The 16318-nt window shown below is 71.8% G+C and carries 14 protein-coding genes; 8 read left to right on the top strand and 6 right to left on the bottom strand.

Translation table 11 applies throughout. The features are described 5' to 3' along the window. Positions 1–43: 43 nt before the first annotated feature. The gene (locus ACIRPU_RS00720; RefSeq protein WP_403859788.1) at positions 44–1519 is read right to left on the bottom strand and encodes a sodium:solute symporter; all 1476 of its coding nucleotides are present in this window, start codon (positions 1517–1519) and stop codon (positions 44–46) included. 116 nt (positions 1520–1635) lie between these two features. Here ACIRPU_RS00720 and ACIRPU_RS00715 point away from each other — a divergent pair, with 116 nt between their 5' ends. After that, the gene (locus ACIRPU_RS00715) at positions 1636–3189 is read left to right on the top strand and encodes a helix-turn-helix domain-containing protein (RefSeq protein ID WP_403859785.1); all 1554 of its coding nucleotides are present in this window, start codon (positions 1636–1638) and stop codon (positions 3187–3189) included. 66 nt (positions 3190–3255) lie between these two features. Beyond that, entirely contained in the window at positions 3256–4047 is a 792-nt protein-coding gene (locus tag ACIRPU_RS00710) for a phosphatase (protein WP_385555908.1), read from the top strand. Positions 4048–4099: 52 nt separating this feature from the next. On the opposite strand, the gene ACIRPU_RS00705 is transcribed toward ACIRPU_RS00710, so the two are convergent. From ACIRPU_RS00705 to ACIRPU_RS00695, 3 genes are all read right to left on the bottom strand, one after another. Further along, positions 4100–4972, bottom strand: coding sequence for an acyl-CoA thioesterase II (locus ACIRPU_RS00705; RefSeq protein ID WP_355701523.1), 873 nt, complete (start codon positions 4970–4972; stop codon positions 4100–4102). Positions 4973–5018: 46 nt separating this feature from the next. Further along, positions 5019–6176, bottom strand: a complete 1158-nt coding sequence (locus ACIRPU_RS00700) for an acyl-CoA dehydrogenase family protein (protein ID WP_355701524.1) — start codon at positions 6174–6176, stop codon at positions 5019–5021. A gap of 179 nt (positions 6177–6355) precedes the next feature. After that, a complete protein-coding gene (locus ACIRPU_RS00695) occupies positions 6356–6949 on the bottom strand; it encodes a TetR/AcrR family transcriptional regulator (protein WP_383473407.1) in 594 nt (197 codons plus the stop codon). A 96-nt stretch (positions 6950–7045) separates the two neighbouring features. Between ACIRPU_RS00695 and ACIRPU_RS00690 the strand changes: the two genes are divergently transcribed. Genes ACIRPU_RS00690 through ACIRPU_RS00675 form a run of 4 tightly spaced genes read left to right on the top strand, consistent with a single transcriptional unit; the run spans position 7046 to position 12815 of the window. Next, positions 7046–8662, top strand: coding sequence for a carboxyl transferase domain-containing protein (locus ACIRPU_RS00690; RefSeq protein ID WP_384115495.1), 1617 nt, complete (start codon positions 7046–7048; stop codon positions 8660–8662). A gap of 14 nt (positions 8663–8676) precedes the next feature. Beyond that, the gene (locus tag ACIRPU_RS00685) at positions 8677–10704 is read left to right on the top strand and encodes an acetyl/propionyl/methylcrotonyl-CoA carboxylase subunit alpha (RefSeq protein WP_403859779.1); all 2028 of its coding nucleotides are present in this window, start codon (positions 8677–8679) and stop codon (positions 10702–10704) included. 8 nt (positions 10705–10712) lie between these two features. Next, positions 10713–11648, top strand: a complete 936-nt coding sequence (locus tag ACIRPU_RS00680; protein WP_355701731.1) for a hydroxymethylglutaryl-CoA lyase — start codon at positions 10713–10715, stop codon at positions 11646–11648. A 6-nt stretch (positions 11649–11654) separates the two neighbouring features. Then, entirely contained in the window at positions 11655–12815 is a 1161-nt protein-coding gene (locus tag ACIRPU_RS00675) for an acyl-CoA dehydrogenase family protein (protein WP_394640943.1), read from the top strand. Positions 12816–13008: 193 nt separating this feature from the next. Here the strand turns inward: ACIRPU_RS00675 and ACIRPU_RS00670 are convergent, their stop codons facing one another. Beyond that, entirely contained in the window at positions 13009–13434 is a 426-nt protein-coding gene (locus ACIRPU_RS00670; RefSeq protein WP_403859774.1) for a DUF4267 domain-containing protein, read from the bottom strand. 231 nt (positions 13435–13665) lie between these two features. Further along, positions 13666–14112 (bottom strand): DUF1772 domain-containing protein, encoded by a 447-nt coding sequence (locus ACIRPU_RS00665; protein ID WP_355701530.1) that lies wholly within the window; start codon positions 14110–14112, stop codon positions 13666–13668. A 91-nt stretch (positions 14113–14203) separates the two neighbouring features. Here ACIRPU_RS00665 and ACIRPU_RS00660 point away from each other — a divergent pair, with 91 nt between their 5' ends. Then, positions 14204–14782, top strand: coding sequence for a TetR/AcrR family transcriptional regulator (locus ACIRPU_RS00660; RefSeq protein ID WP_403859770.1), 579 nt, complete (start codon positions 14204–14206; stop codon positions 14780–14782). A 353-nt stretch (positions 14783–15135) separates the two neighbouring features. After that, positions 15136–16185 carry an ABC transporter substrate-binding protein gene (locus ACIRPU_RS00655; protein ID WP_403859767.1) on the top strand — a complete coding sequence of 350 codons (1050 nt, stop codon included), beginning with the start codon at positions 15136–15138 and terminating at the stop codon, positions 16183–16185. Positions 16186–16318: the final 133 nt, after the last annotated feature.

The following is a 16318-nucleotide window of genomic DNA, read 5'->3' as shown; positions in this document are numbered from 1 at the left end:
CTTTCTTACGCTTCATCGCGTATGCACTACTTGTCGTACGACTCTACTGGGACACCGGAACAGGCGAGGTCCCGGCCGTGTCAGGGGTCCGGCCGGCCAGGCGCTCGCGCCAGGCGGCCAGTACGGCGGGGTCGGTGGCCGGGGTCGCCAGGGACACGGCGAGGTAGGCGGCCAGGGAGCCGAGGAGGCCGTAGTAGACCGGCTCGTTGGCGAGGATGCCGTAGCCGGCCATCAGGCCGATCACCGCGACGCCGCCGACCACGACGGAGGCGAGGGCGCCCTGGACCGTGCCGCGCTTCCAGAGCAGTCCGCCGAGGATGGGGACCAGCAGTCCGCCGACGAGCAGGTTGTAGGCCACCGTCAGCGCCTCGACGACGTTGTTGAGGGCGATCGCCGTGACGATCACCGCGATGCCCATCAGCAGGATGAACAGGCGGTTGCCCCTGACCTCGTCGCGTTCCTCGGCACGCTCCTCGCCGTCGGCGTTCACGGCGCCCCGCAGCCGCGACCAGATGTCGTTGTTGGCGACGGTCGCGCAGGCGATGAGCGCGCCCGACGAGGTGGACATCACGGCGGCGAGCGCGGCGGCCAGCACCAGCCCGCGCACGCCGACCGGGAGTTCGTCCTTGACGATCGTCGCGAAGGCGGCGTCCGCGGAGGCGAGGTTCGGGTAGAGCACCTTGGCCGCCGTGCCGATGACGGCGCCGGCGAGGGCGTACACGAGACAGTAGGTACCGGCCACCGTGCCGCCCCACTTCGCCGTCCGGTCGCCGCGGGCGGTGAACACGCGCTGCCAGATGTCCTGGCCGATGAGCATGCCGAAGGTGTAGATCAGCACATAGGTGAAGATCGTCTCGCCGCCGATGCCCAGCGGGTCGAAGTACCCGGTCGGCAGCTTCGCCTTCATCTCGCCGAAGCCGCCCGCCTTGACGACCGCGATCGGCAGCAGCAGGAGGAGCACGCCGATCGTCTTCACCACGAACTGCACCATGTCGGTGAGGGTGATCGACCACATGCCGCCGAGCGTCGAGTACGCGACGACGATCGAGCCGCCGAGGATGATCGCGACGGTCCTGTTCATGTCGAAGAGGACGTCGAAGATGGTGGCGTAGGCGATGGTCGACGTCACGGCGAGCATCAGCGTGTACGCCCACATCACCACGCCCGAGATCACGCCGGCCCGGCCGCCGTAGCGCAGGTCCAGCATCTCGGAGACCGTGTAGACCTTGAGGCGGGCGATGCGGGCCGAGAAGAAGACGGAGAGGGCGAGCAGGCCCAGGCCGATGGTGAACACCATCCACGCGCCGGACAGCCCGTACTGGTATCCCAGACCGACGCCGCCGATGGTGGACGCGCCGCCGAGGACGATCGCCGCCATGGTGCCGGAGTACATGACGGGCCCGAGGCGACGCCCCGCGACCAGGAACTCACTCTTCGAGCGGGCGCGGCGCATGCCCCACCAGCCCATGGCCAGCATGCCGGCCAGATAGACGACGATCACGGTGTAGTCGACGGCCACGGGGCCCACCCTTCTTGATGGCTGAGGTGGTTCGGGAGTTGACCCTAGGTGGCCGAAAAGAGCCCTGGAAGTGTACGTTTCATCCACTCGATCCGCATCCAGTGGAGGGAACGTCCATGGTGCCGGAGCCCGCCGTGCCCGCCGTACCCCCCACCCCGCCGGTCCCCCTCGCCGCCCTGCTGGCCCGCGAGGACCTCGCTCTGCGGCAGATCGCCGGCCCCGCCGAGCCCGGCGTCGTGCTGCACGGGGCGCACACCTCGGAGATGGCCGACCCGTACCCGTATCTGCTGGGCGGCGAGCTGCTGCTGACCGCGGGCGTGCACATCCCGGAGGCGGCGGGGTCGGGGACGTACTTCGACGACTACGTCTCGCGGATCGTCGCGGCGGGCGGGGCGGCCCTCGGGTTCGGGGTCGTGCCGGTGCACGACACCGTGCCCAGGGCACTGGTCGCCGCCTGCGAGGCGTACGAGCTGCCGCTCCTGGAGGTGCCCCCGCAGACGACGTTCTCGGCCGTGGCCCGCGCGGTCTGGCAGCTGATGGAGCGGGCCCGCACCGCCGAGCTGCGCCGGGTCACGGAGGCCCAGCAGAGCCTCGCGGCCGCCGCCTCCCGCCCGGACCCGGTTCCGTCCGTCCTGCGGCAGCTCGCCCAGCGCGTCGGGGGCCGCGCGGTGCTGTACGGGCCGGAGGGGGCGGAGATCGCGGGGGCGGGTCGGACGTCCGCGGCGGACGCCCCTCTCGCCGGGCTCGCCCGCCTCCTCGTCTCCCGTGCCTCCGCCACCGCCAGCGACACCACCCCCGACGGGACCCACCTCGCCGCCTACGCGCTCGGGGCCGGCCGGGGGTTCGTGCTCGGGGTGGCGGCGCCCCGGCGCGACCCCGGGGACCACACCATCGCCTCCGTCGCCGCCGTCCTGCTCTCCCTCCTCACCGGCGAACACCAGAGCGGCTCGGGAGCGGCCCGCTCGTCGGCGCTCGTACGGCTGCTGCTGGGGGCCGCGCCCGCCGAGGTGGCCCCGCTGCTGGGAGGCGAGCGGTGGCTCGTCGTACACGCCCGGCCGGACGCCCAGGCCGCCTCGTCCCCGGCCCCCTCGTCCCCGACTCCCCCGCTCCCGGCTCCCCCGCTCCCGGCTTCGCCCGAGCGGGGGGACCCCTACCTCCCGGTGGCGGCCGCCGCGCTCGGCGCCGGTCTCGGATCACCGCTCGTCGACCTCGCGCACGACGTCGTACGGGTCCTCGTCCCGGCCGACGGCGAGCCGCGGCCACAGCCGGGCTGGACCCTCGGCGTCAGCGCGGAAGCGGCCCCCGCCGACTGGCCCGCCGCCGACGTGCAGGCGGCCCGCGCGCTGGCCCGGGCCCGCGCCACCCGCACGGCGCTGGTCCGCCACGGCTCCGGGGCCGGGCTGCTGGACCTGGTGCCCGACGACGAGGCCCGGGCCCACTCCCGGGCGCTGCTCGCCCCCATCGAGGCGAGCGGCGCGAGCACCGCGCTCATCGAGACGCTGCGCACCTGGCTCTCCCTGCACGGCAGTTGGGACCGCACGGCGGTGGCACTGGCCGTGCACCGCAACACCGTGCGGCAGCGGATCGCCCGCTGCGCGGCCCTGTTGGGGTCGGACCTGGACGATCCGGACGTCCGGATGGAGCTGTGGTTCTCTCTCAAACAACGGTGAGTGACGCGTGTCCCAGCGTCCGGAACAGCGCAGACGCGCACAGCCCGCTGCCCCACAATGGAAACCATGCCGATACCCGGGACGCCCAGCCGCGCCGAACTCGTCGACCATCTCGTCAGAACCCGTATCGCCGGGGACGTCGCCACGCCCCGCGAGAACAACCTCTCCCACTACCGCCAGCTCGCGAACGGCGTCCGCAACTTCTGGCTCGGCCTGGAACTCGGCGACCGCTGGACCGACGAGCAGGACGTGCTCGCGGTGATGGCGGAGCGGGTCGGCGTGAACGACGATCCCGAGTACCGCTACGGCCAGGACACCATCGACCCCGAGCTGACGGTCGACGGCCTGGACCGGCTCGCGGCCCGGCTGCGCAAGGCGGCCGAGGGACAGCAGCGGGTCCTCTTCGCCACCGGTCACCCGGGCGGTCTCCTCGACGTGCACCGCGCCACCGCCGCCGCCCTGCGCGCGGCCGGCTGCGAGATCGTCGTCATCCCGGAGGGGCTGCAGACGGACGAGGGGTACGTCTGGCAGCTGGCCGACGTGGCGGTCCTCGAACACGGCGCCACCCTCTGGCACACCCACTCGGGCGAGCCGATGAAGGCCATCCTCACCGCGCTCGAACGCGAGGGTCGACCGCTGCCCGACCTGGTCGTCGCCGACCACGGCTGGGCGGGCTACGCCGGGCAGCACGGCGTCGACTCCGTCGGTTACGCCGACTGCAACGACCCGGCGCTGTTCATCGCCGAGTCGGAGGGCACCGTCCAGGTGGCGGTCCCGCTCGACGACCACGTCGTCAGCCCGCGGCACTACGACGTGATGACGGCGTACCTCCTGGCGGAGGCGGGACTGACCGACTAGCCGAGGGAACCCCCGGCAGGGGCGCCGCACGCGCGCGTGCGGCGCCGGGTGCTCAGCCGCCCCGGGGGGCGCGGACCACGCCCTCCTGGATCACCGAGACGGCGAGCCGCCCGTCCTGGGTGTAGATGCGGGCCTGCCCGAGGCCCCGGCCGCCGTGCGCGGACGGCGACTCCTGGTCGTAGAGGAGCCATTCGTCGGCGCGGAACGGGCGGTGGAACCACATCGCGTGGTCCAGGGACGCCCCCACCACGTCACCGACCGCCCAGCCGCCGCGTCCGTGCGCGAGCAGGACCGAGTCGAGGAGCGTCATGTCGGAGACGTAGGTGGCGAGGACGACGTGCAGCAGCGGATCGTCGGCGAGCTTGCCGTTGGCGCGGAACCAGACCTGGGAGTGCGGCTCGCGCGCAGCGCCGTACCGGCCGTACGGCGGCTCGTCGACATAGCGCAGGTCGACCGCCTCGCGGGCCTCCAGGAACCTCTCGACGACCTCGGGGTCGAGATGGGCGTAGCCGCGCAGCCGCTCCTCGGAGGTGGGCAGCGTGACCGGGTCCGGGGCCGGCGGCATCGGGGCCTGGTGCTCGAAGCCCTCCTCGTACCGCTGGAAGGAGGCGGACAGCGCGAAGATCGGCTGTCCGTGCTGGACGGCGACGACGCGGCGCGCGGTGAAGGACCGGCCGTCGTTCATCCGGTCGACCGTGTAGACGATGGGCGCTCCCGGGTCGCCCATGCGCAGGAAGTACGCGTGCAGGGAGTGGGCGAGACGGTCCTCGGGGACCGTCCGTCCGGCGGCGACCAGTGCCTGCGCCGCGACCTGGCCGCCGAAGACGCGCGGGACGACGGCGGAGCGGGACCGGCCGCGGAAGATGTTCTCCTCGATCTGCTCGAGGTCGAGCAGATCGAGGAGATCCTGTAGTGCCTGGCTCATGGGAGACAGTTGTACCCGCCAGTGATTTCCTGAGGTTTCCCGGGCCTTACAGACCCATGTCCTTGGCGATGATCGACTTCATGATCTCGCTGGTGCCGCCGTAGATGCGGTTGACACGGTTGTCCGCGTACAGGCGGGCGATCGGGTACTCGTTCATGAAGCCGTAGCCGCCGTGCAGCTGGAGGCAGCGGTCGATCACCCGGTGGGCGACCTCGGTGCAGAACAGCTTGGCGCTGGCGGCCTCGGCCGGGGTCAGCTCGCCCGCGTCCAGGGCCTCCGTGGCGCGGTCGGCGACGGCTTCGGCCGCGTCCACCTCGGCCTGGCAGGCGGCCAGCTCGAACTTGGTGTTCTGGAAGTGCGCGACGGGCTTGCCGAAGACCACGCGCTCCTGCACGTACTGCTTGGCGAACCGGACGGCGGCCTTGGCCTGCGCGTACGCACCGTAGGCGATGCCCCAGCGCTCGGAGGCGAGGTTGTGGCCGAGGTAGTAGAAGCCCTTGTTCTCCTCGCCGAGCAGGTCCTCGACGGGCACCTTGACGTCGACGAACGCCAGCTCGGCGGTGTCGGAGGTCTTCAGGCCGAGCTTGTCCAGCTTGCGGCCGACCGAGTAGCCCTCGGCCTTGGTGTCCACCACGAACAGGGAGATGCCGTGACGGCGGTCCTCGGCGGAGGGCGCGGCGGTACGGGCGCAGACGATCATGCGGTCGGCGTGCACGCCACCGGTGATGAAGGTCTTGGAGCCGTTGAGTATGTAGTGCGTGCCGTCCTCGGAGAGCTTGGCGGTGCTCTTCATGCCCGCGAGGTCGGAGCCGGTGCCCGGCTCGGTCATCGCGATCGCCCACATCTCCTCGCCGGAGACGAACTTCGGCAGGAAGCGCTTCTTCTGCTCGTCGGTGGCGAGCAGCTTGAGGTACGGCAGACCGAGCAGCACGTGCACGCCGGAGCCGCCGAAGGAGACGCCCGCGCGGGCGGTCTCCTCGTAGAGGACGGCCTCGAACTTGTACGAGTCGATGCCGGCGCCGCCGTACTCCTCGTCGACGCGGATGCCGAAGACGCCGAGCTCGGCGAGCTTGTAGTAGAAGTCGCGCGGCGCCTGGCCGGCCTGGAACCACTCGTCGTAGACGGGGACGACCTCGGCCTCGATGAAGGCCCGGAGAGTCTCCCGGAACGCCTCGTGGTCCTCGTTGAACACCGTACGGCGCACCGCCGGCCCCTCTCTGCGCCTCAGCCGGCGCCGCTCTCGCGGATGTGGTTGCTCGCCGTCGGGGTTGCTCAATGCGTGGTTGTGGCAATGTGCGGGGCCCGATGGCTAAGCGCTTGCTCAGAGAACAACCGTACCGGCGAGTACGAAGAGCGTCCAGGGTGGGGCGGGGGTAACGCTCGTCACTCCACGGCCGCCGCGAAGGCCCCCCTGGCCATCCGGTGCAGCAGCGCCGCCGTGGCCGCGCGGCCCGGCAGGGAACCCGGTCGGCCGAGGTGCGGGGTGGAGTTCAGCAGACCGAAGACGGAGTGCACCGCCGAGCGGGCGGTCGGCTCGGCGAGGCCCGGATACACGGCGCGCAGGGCCTCCACCCACAGTTCGACGTACTGCCGCTGGAGCTGACGGACCAGCTTGCGGTCGCTGTCACGCAGGCGGTCCAGCTCTCGGTCGTGCAGGGTGATCAGGGGACGGTCGTCGAGGGCGAAGTCGATGTGGCCCTCGACGAGCGAGTCGAGGAACGCCTCGGGCGCGACGCCGTCGGCCTCCGCCAGGCGCAGCTTCGCGCCGGTCAGCAGCCGGCCGCTGATGCCGACCAGCAGCTCGGCGAGCATCGCGTCCTTGCCCGGGAAGTGCCGGTAGAGCCCCGGCCCGCTGATGCCGACGGCGGCGCCTATCTCGTCCACCCCCACGCCGTGGAACCCGCGCTCGGCGAACAGCCGCGCGGCCTCCCTGAGGATCTGCTCGCGACGGGTGGGTGCGTCGGTTCTGGTGGCCATGGAGACGATTCTAGACAGGGAGGTTAGCGGTCGTTAACCTGATGGAAATGGTTAACGCTCATTAACAGTCGATCACTGGGTGAGGGGACCGCAAGGATGGAGCAGGCACCGGAGCTGACGAGCGCGGCAGACCCCGCGTCGGAGGCCTGGCGGGCCAACGAGGCGGCGCACCGCGCACTCGTCGACGAGCTGCGCGGCAAGCTGGCCGCGGCCCGGCTGGGGGGTGGGGAGAAGGCGAGGGCGCGCCATACCGCGCGCGGGAAGCTGCTGCCCCGGGACCGGGTCGACACCCTCCTGGATCCGGGTTCGCCCTTCCTGGAGCTCGCCCCGCTCGCCGCCGACGGCATGTACGAGGGGCAGGCCCCGGCGGCCGGGGTCATCGCCGGGATCGGGCGGGTCGGCGGGCGCGCGTGCGTGATCGTCGCCAACGACGCCACCGTCAAGGGCGGCACGTACTACCCGATGACGGTGAAGAAGCATCTGCGGGCCCAGGAGGTCGCCCTCGAGAACCGGCTGCCCTGCCTGTATCTCGTGGACTCGGGCGGGGCCTTCCTGCCCATGCAGGACGAGGTGTTCCCGGACCGGGAGCACTTCGGGCGGATCTTCTACAACCAGGCCCGGATGTCCGGGGCCGGGATCCCGCAGATCGCGGCGGTGCTGGGCTCGTGCACGGCCGGCGGAGCCTACGTCCCGGCCATGAGCGACGAGGCCGTCATCGTCCGCGGCCAGGGCACGATCTTCCTGGGCGGGCCCCCGCTGGTGAAGGCCGCCACCGGCGAGGTCGTCACCGCGGAGGAGCTGGGCGGCGGCGACGTGCACGCCCGGGTGTCCGGCGTGACCGACCACCTCGCGCAGGACGACGCGCACGCGCTGCGCATCGTCCGCAACATCGTCTCCACGCTCCCCGCGCGCGGGCCCCTGCCCTGGGAGGTGCGGGCGCCCGTCGAACCCAAGGTCGACCCCTACGGGCTGTACGGCGCGGTGCCCGTCGACTCCCGCACCCCCTACGACGCGCGCGAGGTCATCGCGCGCGTGGTCGACGGCTCCCGCTTCGCGGAGTTCAAGTCCGAGTTCGGGCAGACCCTGGTCACCGGCTTCGCCCGGATCCACGGCCACCCGGTCGGCATCGTCGCCAACAACGGCATCCTGTTCTCCGAGTCCGCCCAGAAGGGCGCCCACTTCATCGAGCTGTGCGACCAGCGCGGGATCCCGCTGGTGTTCCTCCAGAACATCTCCGGGTTCATGGTCGGCCGCGACTACGAGGCCGGGGGCATCGCCAAGCACGGCGCCAAGATGGTGACGGCCGTGGCGTGCACGCGCGTGCCGAAGCTGACGGTCGTCGTCGGCGGGTCGTACGGCGCCGGGAACTACTCCATGTGCGGCCGGGCCTACTCGCCCCGCTTCCTGTGGATGTGGCCGGGCGCCAAGATCTCCGTCATGGGCGGCGAGCAGGCCGCCTCCGTCCTCGCGACCGTCAAACGGGACCAGTTGGAGGCGCGGGGCGAGGAGTGGCCCGCGGACGAGGAAGAGGCCTTCAAGGCACCGGTCCGGCAGCAGTACGAGCGCCAGGGCAACGCCTACTACGCCACCGCCCGGCTCTGGGACGACGGCGTCATCGACCCGCTGGAGACCCGGCAGGTACTGGGCCTCGCCCTGACCGCCTGTGCCCATGCGCCGCTGGGTGAGCCCCAGTTCGGCGTCTTCCGGATGTGAGGAGGGGAGCATTGATGTTCGACACCGTGCTTGTGGCCAACCGGGGCGAGATCGCCGTCCGCGTCATCCGCACCCTGCGCGCGCTGGGGGTGCGCTCGGTGGCGGTCTTCTCCGACGCCGACGCGGACGCCCGGCACGTCCGGGAGGCGGACACGGCCGTACACATCGGTCCGCCGCCGGCGGCCGAGAGCTACCTGTCGGTGGAGCGGCTGCTCGCGGCGGCCGCCCGCACCGGCGCCCAGGCCGTCCACCCGGGCTACGGCTTCCTCGCGGAGAACGCCGGCTTCGCCCGCGCCTGCGCCGACGCCGGGCTGGTCTTCATCGGGCCGCCCGCGGACGCCATCTCCCTGATGGGCGACAAGATCCGGGCCAAGGAGACCGTGCAGGCGGCCGGGGTACCGGTCGTCCCCGGGTCGAGCGGCAGCGGACTCGCCGACGCCGAACTCGCCGACGCCGCCCGCGAGATCGGCGCGCCCGTCCTGCTCAAGCCGTCGGCCGGCGGCGGCGGCAAGGGCATGCGCCTGGTACGGGACCTGGCCGTGCTGGCCGAGGAGATCGCCGCCGCCCGCCGCGAGGCCCGCGCCTCCTTCGGGGACGACACGCTCCTCGTCGAGCGGTGGGTGGACCGGCCCCGGCACATCGAGATCCAGGTCCTGGCCGACGGCCACGGGAACGTGGTGCACCTGGGCGAGCGCGAGTGCTCCCTCCAGCGCCGGCACCAGAAGATCGTCGAGGAGGCGCCCTCCGTCCTGCTGGACGAGAGGACCCGGGCGGCCATGGGCGAGGCGGCGGTCCAGGCGGCGCGCTCGTGCGGGTACCGGGGCGCGGGCACGGTGGAGTTCATCGTGCCGGGCAACGACCCGTCCTCGTACTACTTCATGGAGATGAACACCCGCCTCCAGGTGGAGCACCCGGTCACCGAACTGGTCACCGGCCTGGACCTGGTGGAGTGGCAGCTGCGGGTGGCCGCCGGTGAGCCGCTGTCCTTCGGCCAGCAGGACGTCCGGCTGACCGGGCACGCGGTCGAGGCGCGGATCTGCGCCGAGGACCCCGCGCGCGGCTTCCTGCCCTCCGGCGGGACGGTGCTGCGGCTGCGCGAACCCCAGGGCGACGGCGTGCGCACCGACTCCGGACTGAGCGAGGGCACCGAGGTCGGCAGCCTCTACGACCCGATGCTGTCCAAGGTGATCGCCTACGGGCCGGACCGGGAGACCGCGCTGCGCCGGCTCCGGGCGGCCCTCGCGGAGACGGTCACGCTGGGCGTGCAGACCAATGCCGGGTTCCTGCGGCGGCTGCTGGCCCATCCGGCGGTGGTCGCAGGCGAGTTGGACACCGGACTGGTGGAGCGGGAGGCCCCGAGGCTCGTCGCGGCCGACGTGCCGGACGACGTCTACGCGGCGGCCGCGCTGCTGCGCCAGGCCGCGCTCGCCCCCGTGCCCGGCACGGGCTGGGTGGACCCCTTCGCCGTCGCGGACGGCTGGCGGCTGGGCGGTGAGCCGGCCTGGACGGCCCACCACCTGCACGTGCCGGGACACGACCCGGTGACCGTCCGGGTGCGCGGCACGGCGGACGGCACGGTCGAGGTGCTGCCGCCGGGGACGGACACCCCGCTGCGGGGCGCCGGGGGCCCGCCCCCGGCGCCGGGCGCCGATCCCCGGTTCACCTGCCGGCTCGACGGCGTCGCCCAGTCCTTCGCCGCGCTGCCGGACGGCACCTGGCTCGGCCGGGACGGCGACGCCTGGAACGTCCGCGATCACGACCCGGTCGCCGACTCCCTCTCCCGAGGGGCTCACGCGGGCGCCGACTCGCTCACCGCGCCCATGCCCGGCACGGTCACGGTGGTGAAGGTCGCCGTCGGCGACGAGGTGGTCGCGGGCCAGAGTCTGCTGGTCGTCGAGGCGATGAAGATGGAGCACGTCATCTCCGCCCCGCACGCCGGCACGGTCGCCGAACTGGACGTGACGCCGGGCACGACGGTCGCCATGGACCAGGTGCTGGCCGTCATCGCACCGGCAGAGGCAGAGGCACAGGAGGACCAGTGACACTTCCCATGGCCGTACCGGCCGAGGGCCTGCCCACGCGGGTGCGCATCCACGAGGTGGGCCCGCGCGACGGCCTCCAGAACGAGAAGTCGACCGTGCCGACGGCCGTCAAGGCGGAGTTCGTCCACCGCCTCGCCGACGCGGGCCTCACCACCATCGAGGCCACCAGCTTCGTCCACCCCGGCTGGGTGCCCCAACTCGCGGACGCCGAGGAGCTGTTCCCGCGCGTGAGCGGCCTCGATGTGGCGCTCCCGGTGCTGGTGCCGAACGAGCGCGGCCTGGACCGCGCCCTCTCCCTGGGCGCCCGCCGGGTCGCCGTCTTCGCCAGCGCCACCGAGTCCTTCGCCAAGGCCAACCTCAACCGCTCGGTGGACGAGGTGCTGGCGATGTCCGAGCCGGTGGTGGCCCGGGCCAAGGCGCAGGACGTGCATGTGCGCGGCTACCTCTCCATGTGCTTCGGCGACCCGTGGGAGGGCGCGGTCCCGGTCGAACAGGTCGTCCGGGTCTGCCGGGCCCTGCTCGACCTGGGCTGCGACGAACTGAGCCTGGGCGACACGATCGGCGTGGCCACCCCGGGCCACGTCCGGGCCCTGCTGACCGCGCTGAACGAACAGGGCGTGCCCACGGACGCGCTGGGCGTGCACTTCCACGACACGTACGGCCAGGCGCTCGCCAACACCCTCGCCGCGCTCCAGCACGGCGTCACCACCGTCGACGCGTCGGCGGGCGGTCTCGGCGGCTGCCCGTACGCCAAGTCCGCCACCGGAAATCTCGCCACCGAAGACCTGGTGTGGATGCTGCGGGGCCTCGGCATCGACACCGGGGTGGACCTCGGCCGTCTCGTCGCCACCAGCGAGTGGATGGCCGGCCGCCTGGGCCGACCCAGCCCTTCCCGCACCGTCCGAGCACTCGGCGGAACCGCACAGTCCCACAAGGAGCAGTGACCCGACATGGACCACCGTCTCTCCCCCGAACTGGAAGAACTCCGCCGCACCGTGGAGGAGTTCGCGCACGACGTGGTCGCGCCCAAGATCGGTGACTTCTACGAGCGGCACGAGTTCCCGTACGAGATCGTCCGCGAGATGGGCCGCATGGGCCTGTTCGGGCTGCCGTTCCCCGAGGAGCACGGCGGCATGGGCGGGGACTACCTCGCCCTCGGCATCGTGCTGGAGGAGCTCGCGCGCGTCGACTCGTCCGTGGCGATCACCCTGGAGGCGGGCGTCTCACTGGGGGCCATGCCGATCCATCTCTTCGGGACGCCGGAGCAGAAGCGGGAGTGGCTGCCGCGGCTGTGCTCCGGCGAGATCCTGGGCGCCTTCGGGCTGACCGAGCCGGACGGCGGCTCCGACGCGGGCGCGACGCGTACGACGGCCCGGCTCGACCCCGAGACGGACGAGTGGGTGATCAACGGCACCAAGTGCTTCATCACCAACTCGGGCACGGACATCACGGGGCTGGTCACGGTCACGGCGGTGACCGGCCGCAAGCCGGACGGCCGACCGCTGATCTCGGCGATCATCGTCCCTTCCGGCACGCCGGGGTTCACGGTCGCGAGCCCGTACTCGAAGGTCGGCTGGAACGCCTCCGACACCCGTGAGCTGTCCTTCTCGGACGTGCGGGTCCCGGCGGCGAACCTGCTGGGCGAGGAGGGCCGCGGGTACGCGCAGTTCCTGCGGATCCTCGACGAGGGGCGCATCGCCATCGCGGCGCTCGCGACCGGCCTCGCGCAGGGCTGTGTGGACGAGTCGGTGAAGTACGCGAAGGAACGGCATGCGTTCGGCCGTCCGATCGGCGCCAACCAGGCGATCCAGTTCAAGATCGCGGACATGGAGATGAAGGCCCACACGGCCCGCCTCGCCTGGCGGGACGCGGCCTCGCGGCTGGTGGCCGGCGACCCCTTCAAGAAGGAGGCGGCCCTCGCCAAGCTGTACTCGTCGACGATCGCCGTCGACAACGCCCGTGACGCCACCCAGGTGCACGGCGGCTACGGCTTCATGAACGAGTACCCGGTGGCCCGGATGTGGCGCGACTCCAAGATCCTGGAGATCGGTGAGGGCACGAGCGAGGTGCAACGGATGCTGATCGCCCGGGAGTTGGGACTTCCGGGCTAGCCCCGCCGATCCCCGTCGGGCTCCTCGGACCCCGCTCGCGTCCTCGAAGACGACCCGGGGATCCTCGCGGGCGGGGTCGTCCTGCCGGATGCCGGGCGGCGGCGCCGGCGCCCGGAAGACCTCGCGGATCGCCCGGTCGTCGCACCCGGGGGCGGGCGCCGGCAGTCGAACGCCGACACGCGCCGGGGTGGCGTCAGGCGGGCCGCGGGACGGGCGTTGCCGGAGCGGCCACGGCCTTGCGGGTCTCGCGCATGATCAGCAGGCCGTTGACCACCATCAGTGTCGCGGTCAGCGCGTGGACGCCGAGCGCGGTGGCCAGGGAGCCGTGGTGGGCCAGCACGGTGGCCATGTCGCCGTACGCGGCCAGGGCCTCCACCAGCAGCACCAAGCCCAGCGCCCGGCGGTGGCCCGTCACCAGCAGGATGCCCAGGACCAGGGCCATGACGACGTCGCGGATCCCCTTGACGACCAGGAAGCCGCCGCCGTCGCCGGCCGGGCAGGTCGGCAGGCCGAAGCCCGGCGCCGTCGTCTCCGGGCTCAGGATGAACTCCGTCCCGAACCAGAGGATGAAGAGGATGAAGGCGGCGGCCAGGACGGTGTTGGTCTTCTTCAGCGACATCGTTCTTCTCCTTGCGAGTCTTCGTCGGCTTGGTGAGCTTCGTGGAGCTTGCTGAGTCGAGTGGGACCTGATCAGGCCGCGCGGACGAGGCTGATCGAGGGGAGTGGTTCGTCGAGATCGCGGTGGTGGATCCGAGCGGCAGCCGCATTCCGGGATGTCGGGATTCCGGTGGCCCGTCGCCGCCCGGGAAGTGGGGATCGTGCGTCGCCTGCGCGTCGCCGACCCGCGGGGTCAGGCGAGGGCGGCGACCAGCAGGGTGAAGGCGGCGATGATGACGGCGACGCGGACGTAGTGCCAGCGGTCCCAGCGGTTCATCTGCTCCTTCCAGTCCTCGGGCCGGTTCTCAGGGGTCCACGTCTTGCCCCGGTTGTTGATCGGGACGAGCAGCAGGAGCGACATGACCACGCTGAAGATCAGCAACGCGCCGGCGGTGACGACCAGTCCGGCGCCCGGACGGTCCCATCCGGCGACGGCCCAGACCGCGGCGAGGACGAGCGAGCCGATGTACCAGAACGGCATCACGGCGCCGAGCATCCGGCCCCCGTGGGCGCGGCCGAGTTGGCCGCTGTCCTCGGGCAGGGCGTTGAGGATCGGGTTGATGACGAAGGCGACGGAGAACTCCACCCCCACCATCACGCCGACGACCACGGTGGTGACGACCTCAAGTGCGTTGAGCATGACGACCCCTCCAGGAATCTAGCGTTGCTAGGTGATGAGGCAACGCTAGACCTATTACCGCTCGCTTGTCTAGCGGTGCTAGAATCGAATCATGTCGGTACAGGAACGCAAGGCACGCGAACGGGCGGACCGCGAGCGGCTCATCGTGGCGACGGCCCGCGAACTCGCCGAGCAGCAGGGCTGGGACGCGGTCACCACCCGCCGGCTCGCCGAGCGCATCGAATACAGCCAGCCCGTCCTCTACAGCCACTTCCGCGGCAAACGGGAGATCATCGGCGCCGTCGCCCTGGAGGGCGCCGCCGAGCTGGCCGCAGCGGTGCGGGCCGCGGTTTCCGCCACACACGGCCCGCGCGAGCGGGTCGCCGCCCTGGCCTACGCCTACCTCGACTTCGCCGCGCGCAACCCGGCGCTCTACGACGCCATCTTCCAGCTCGACGGCGGCCTGGCCTTCGCGCAGGAGGACACCCCGGAGCCGCTGAAGGACGCCTTCGCCGCCCTGTTGGAGACCCTCGGCGAGGTCGCCGGGGACGGCGTCCACCCGGGGCTGTTCACCGAGGTGTTCTGGGCGTCACTGCACGGGCTGGCGACCCTGGCCCGGGCGGGACGGCTGCCGCCGGGGGACGCCGAGCGAAGGGTGGAGCTGCTGGTGGACCGGCTCGCCGTGCTCTGACACGTCATCCCGGCGGGCCCGCGACCGGACCCCGCACGCCAGACGGGCAGCCTCCCTCGAAGCCGCGATGCCCATGAACCCCCGTCCCGAGCGGGCCAGTCGGCGTGGGCCCTCATGGGCACGGAGGTCGCGACCCCCTCTTCGCTTCCGGGGGCGAGCGGCGCGCACGAGCCTCAACCCGCCCCCGGAGTTCCCCTGTTCCTTCGATTCACAGGCAGAGCACAGAAAGTGAGCATGCGTCAGTCGGGGCGCCCCGTACCGCGAAACCACCCTCTGGACACGAGCTGAGGTTAGGCTAACCTACGTTCGAACCGTCCTCGGGTGATCCGCCCCGTTCGAAAGTAGCCAGACACATGTCCAACGCCAGAGCCGCTCGTCCCACCCGCCGTGGCATCCTCGCCGCCGGTGGCGCCCTGGGCCTCGGTGCCGCCCTCGCCGCCTGCGGGGACGACGACGCGAGCAGCAGTGGCTCCCCGTCGTCGGCGGGCGCCTCGGCCAAGTCCGGTTCCTGGACCTTCGAGGACGACCGCGGCGCCACGGTGAAGCTCGACAAGATCCCCGCGAACATCGTCGCCTTCACCGGCGTCGGCGCAGCCCTGTACGACTACGGCGTCCAGGTCAAGGGCGTCTTCGGCCCGACCAAGACCGCCGCGGGCAAGGCCGACGTCCAGGCCGGCGACATGGACATCACCAAGGTGACGGTCCTGGGCAACGTCTGGGACGAGTTCAACGTCGAGAAGTACGCGGCCCTGACGCCCGACGTGCTCATCTCCACGATGTTCGACAGCGCCGGCACCCTCTGGTACGTCCCCGAGGCCTCCAAGGACAAGATCGCCAAGCTCGCCCCGAGCGTCGGCGTCTCCGTCTACGACCGTCAGCTGACCGCTCCGCTCCAGCGCATGTGGGAGCTGGCCGAGTCGCTCGGCGCCGACATGACGGCGGCCTCGGTCACCGACGCCAAGAAGAAGTTCGAGGACGCGGCCGCCCGGCTGCGCGCCGCCGCCAAGGCCAAGCCCGAGATCAAGGTGCTGGCCGGTTCCGCGAGCGAGGCGCTCTTCTACGTCTCCGGCACCAACCTCTCCATCGACCTGGAGTACTTCAAGGCCCTCGGTGTGAACTTCATCGAGCCGCCGGAGAGCGCGAAGGCGGAGGGCGGTGGCTGGTACGAGTCGCTGAGCTGGGAGAACGTCGACAAGTACGCGGCCGACATCATCATGATGGACGACCGTTCCTCGACGATCCAGCCCGCCGACATCACCGAGGCGACCTGGAAGACGCTGCCCGCGGTGAAGGCCGGTCAGGTCATCGCGCGCTCGCCCGAGCCGATCCTTTCGTACGCGAAGTGCGTGCCGCTGCTGGAGAACCTCGCCGAGGCTCTCGAGAAGGCGAAGAAGGTCAGCTGAAGTCGGCTGACAAGCGGGTGGCCTCGGTCGTGAGCGAACCGTGGGCCCGTCGTGGCTCGTCGCGCCCACGCGGCGGAGCCGCATGTCGATGCGGCTCCGCGCCCCCGGAAGCAGGTGAGCCCTTTCCCACCCC

Origin of the sequence: Streptomyces sp. NPDC102259 (assembly GCF_044766465.1) — a bacterium.
Taxonomy (GTDB): domain Bacteria; phylum Actinomycetota; class Actinomycetes; order Streptomycetales; family Streptomycetaceae; genus Streptomyces.
Note: the sequence above shows the minus strand (reverse complement) of the source record. Positions and strands in the feature narration are given on the sequence as shown.

What these genes read in the sequence shown, in the direction of transcription:
- ACIRPU_RS00655 (WP_403859767.1), top strand. Translation starts at nt 15,136, where the DNA reads ATGTCCAACGCCAGAGCCGCTCGTCCCACCCGCCGTGGCATCCTCGCC.
- ACIRPU_RS00695 (WP_383473407.1), bottom strand. Translation starts at nt 6,949, where the DNA reads ATGGCCACCAGAACCGACGCACCCACCCGTCGCGAGCAGATCCTCAGG.
- ACIRPU_RS00670 (WP_403859774.1), bottom strand. Translation starts at nt 13,434, where the DNA reads ATGTCGCTGAAGAAGACCAACACCGTCCTGGCCGCCGCCTTCATCCTC.
- ACIRPU_RS00675 (WP_394640943.1), top strand. Translation starts at nt 11,655, where the DNA reads ATGGACCACCGTCTCTCCCCCGAACTGGAAGAACTCCGCCGCACCGTG.
- ACIRPU_RS00705 (WP_355701523.1), bottom strand. Translation starts at nt 4,972, where the DNA reads ATGAGCCAGGCACTACAGGATCTCCTCGATCTGCTCGACCTCGAGCAG.
- ACIRPU_RS00690 (WP_384115495.1), top strand. Translation starts at nt 7,046, where the DNA reads ATGGAGCAGGCACCGGAGCTGACGAGCGCGGCAGACCCCGCGTCGGAG.
- ACIRPU_RS00665 (WP_355701530.1), bottom strand. Translation starts at nt 14,112, where the DNA reads ATGCTCAACGCACTTGAGGTCGTCACCACCGTGGTCGTCGGCGTGATG.
- ACIRPU_RS00660 (WP_403859770.1), top strand. Translation starts at nt 14,204, where the DNA reads ATGTCGGTACAGGAACGCAAGGCACGCGAACGGGCGGACCGCGAGCGG.
- ACIRPU_RS00710 (WP_385555908.1), top strand. Translation starts at nt 3,256, where the DNA reads ATGCCGATACCCGGGACGCCCAGCCGCGCCGAACTCGTCGACCATCTC.
- ACIRPU_RS00680 (WP_355701731.1), top strand. Translation starts at nt 10,713, where the DNA reads ATGGCCGTACCGGCCGAGGGCCTGCCCACGCGGGTGCGCATCCACGAG.
- ACIRPU_RS00715 (WP_403859785.1), top strand. Translation starts at nt 1,636, where the DNA reads ATGGTGCCGGAGCCCGCCGTGCCCGCCGTACCCCCCACCCCGCCGGTC.
- ACIRPU_RS00685 (WP_403859779.1), top strand. Translation starts at nt 8,677, where the DNA reads ATGTTCGACACCGTGCTTGTGGCCAACCGGGGCGAGATCGCCGTCCGC.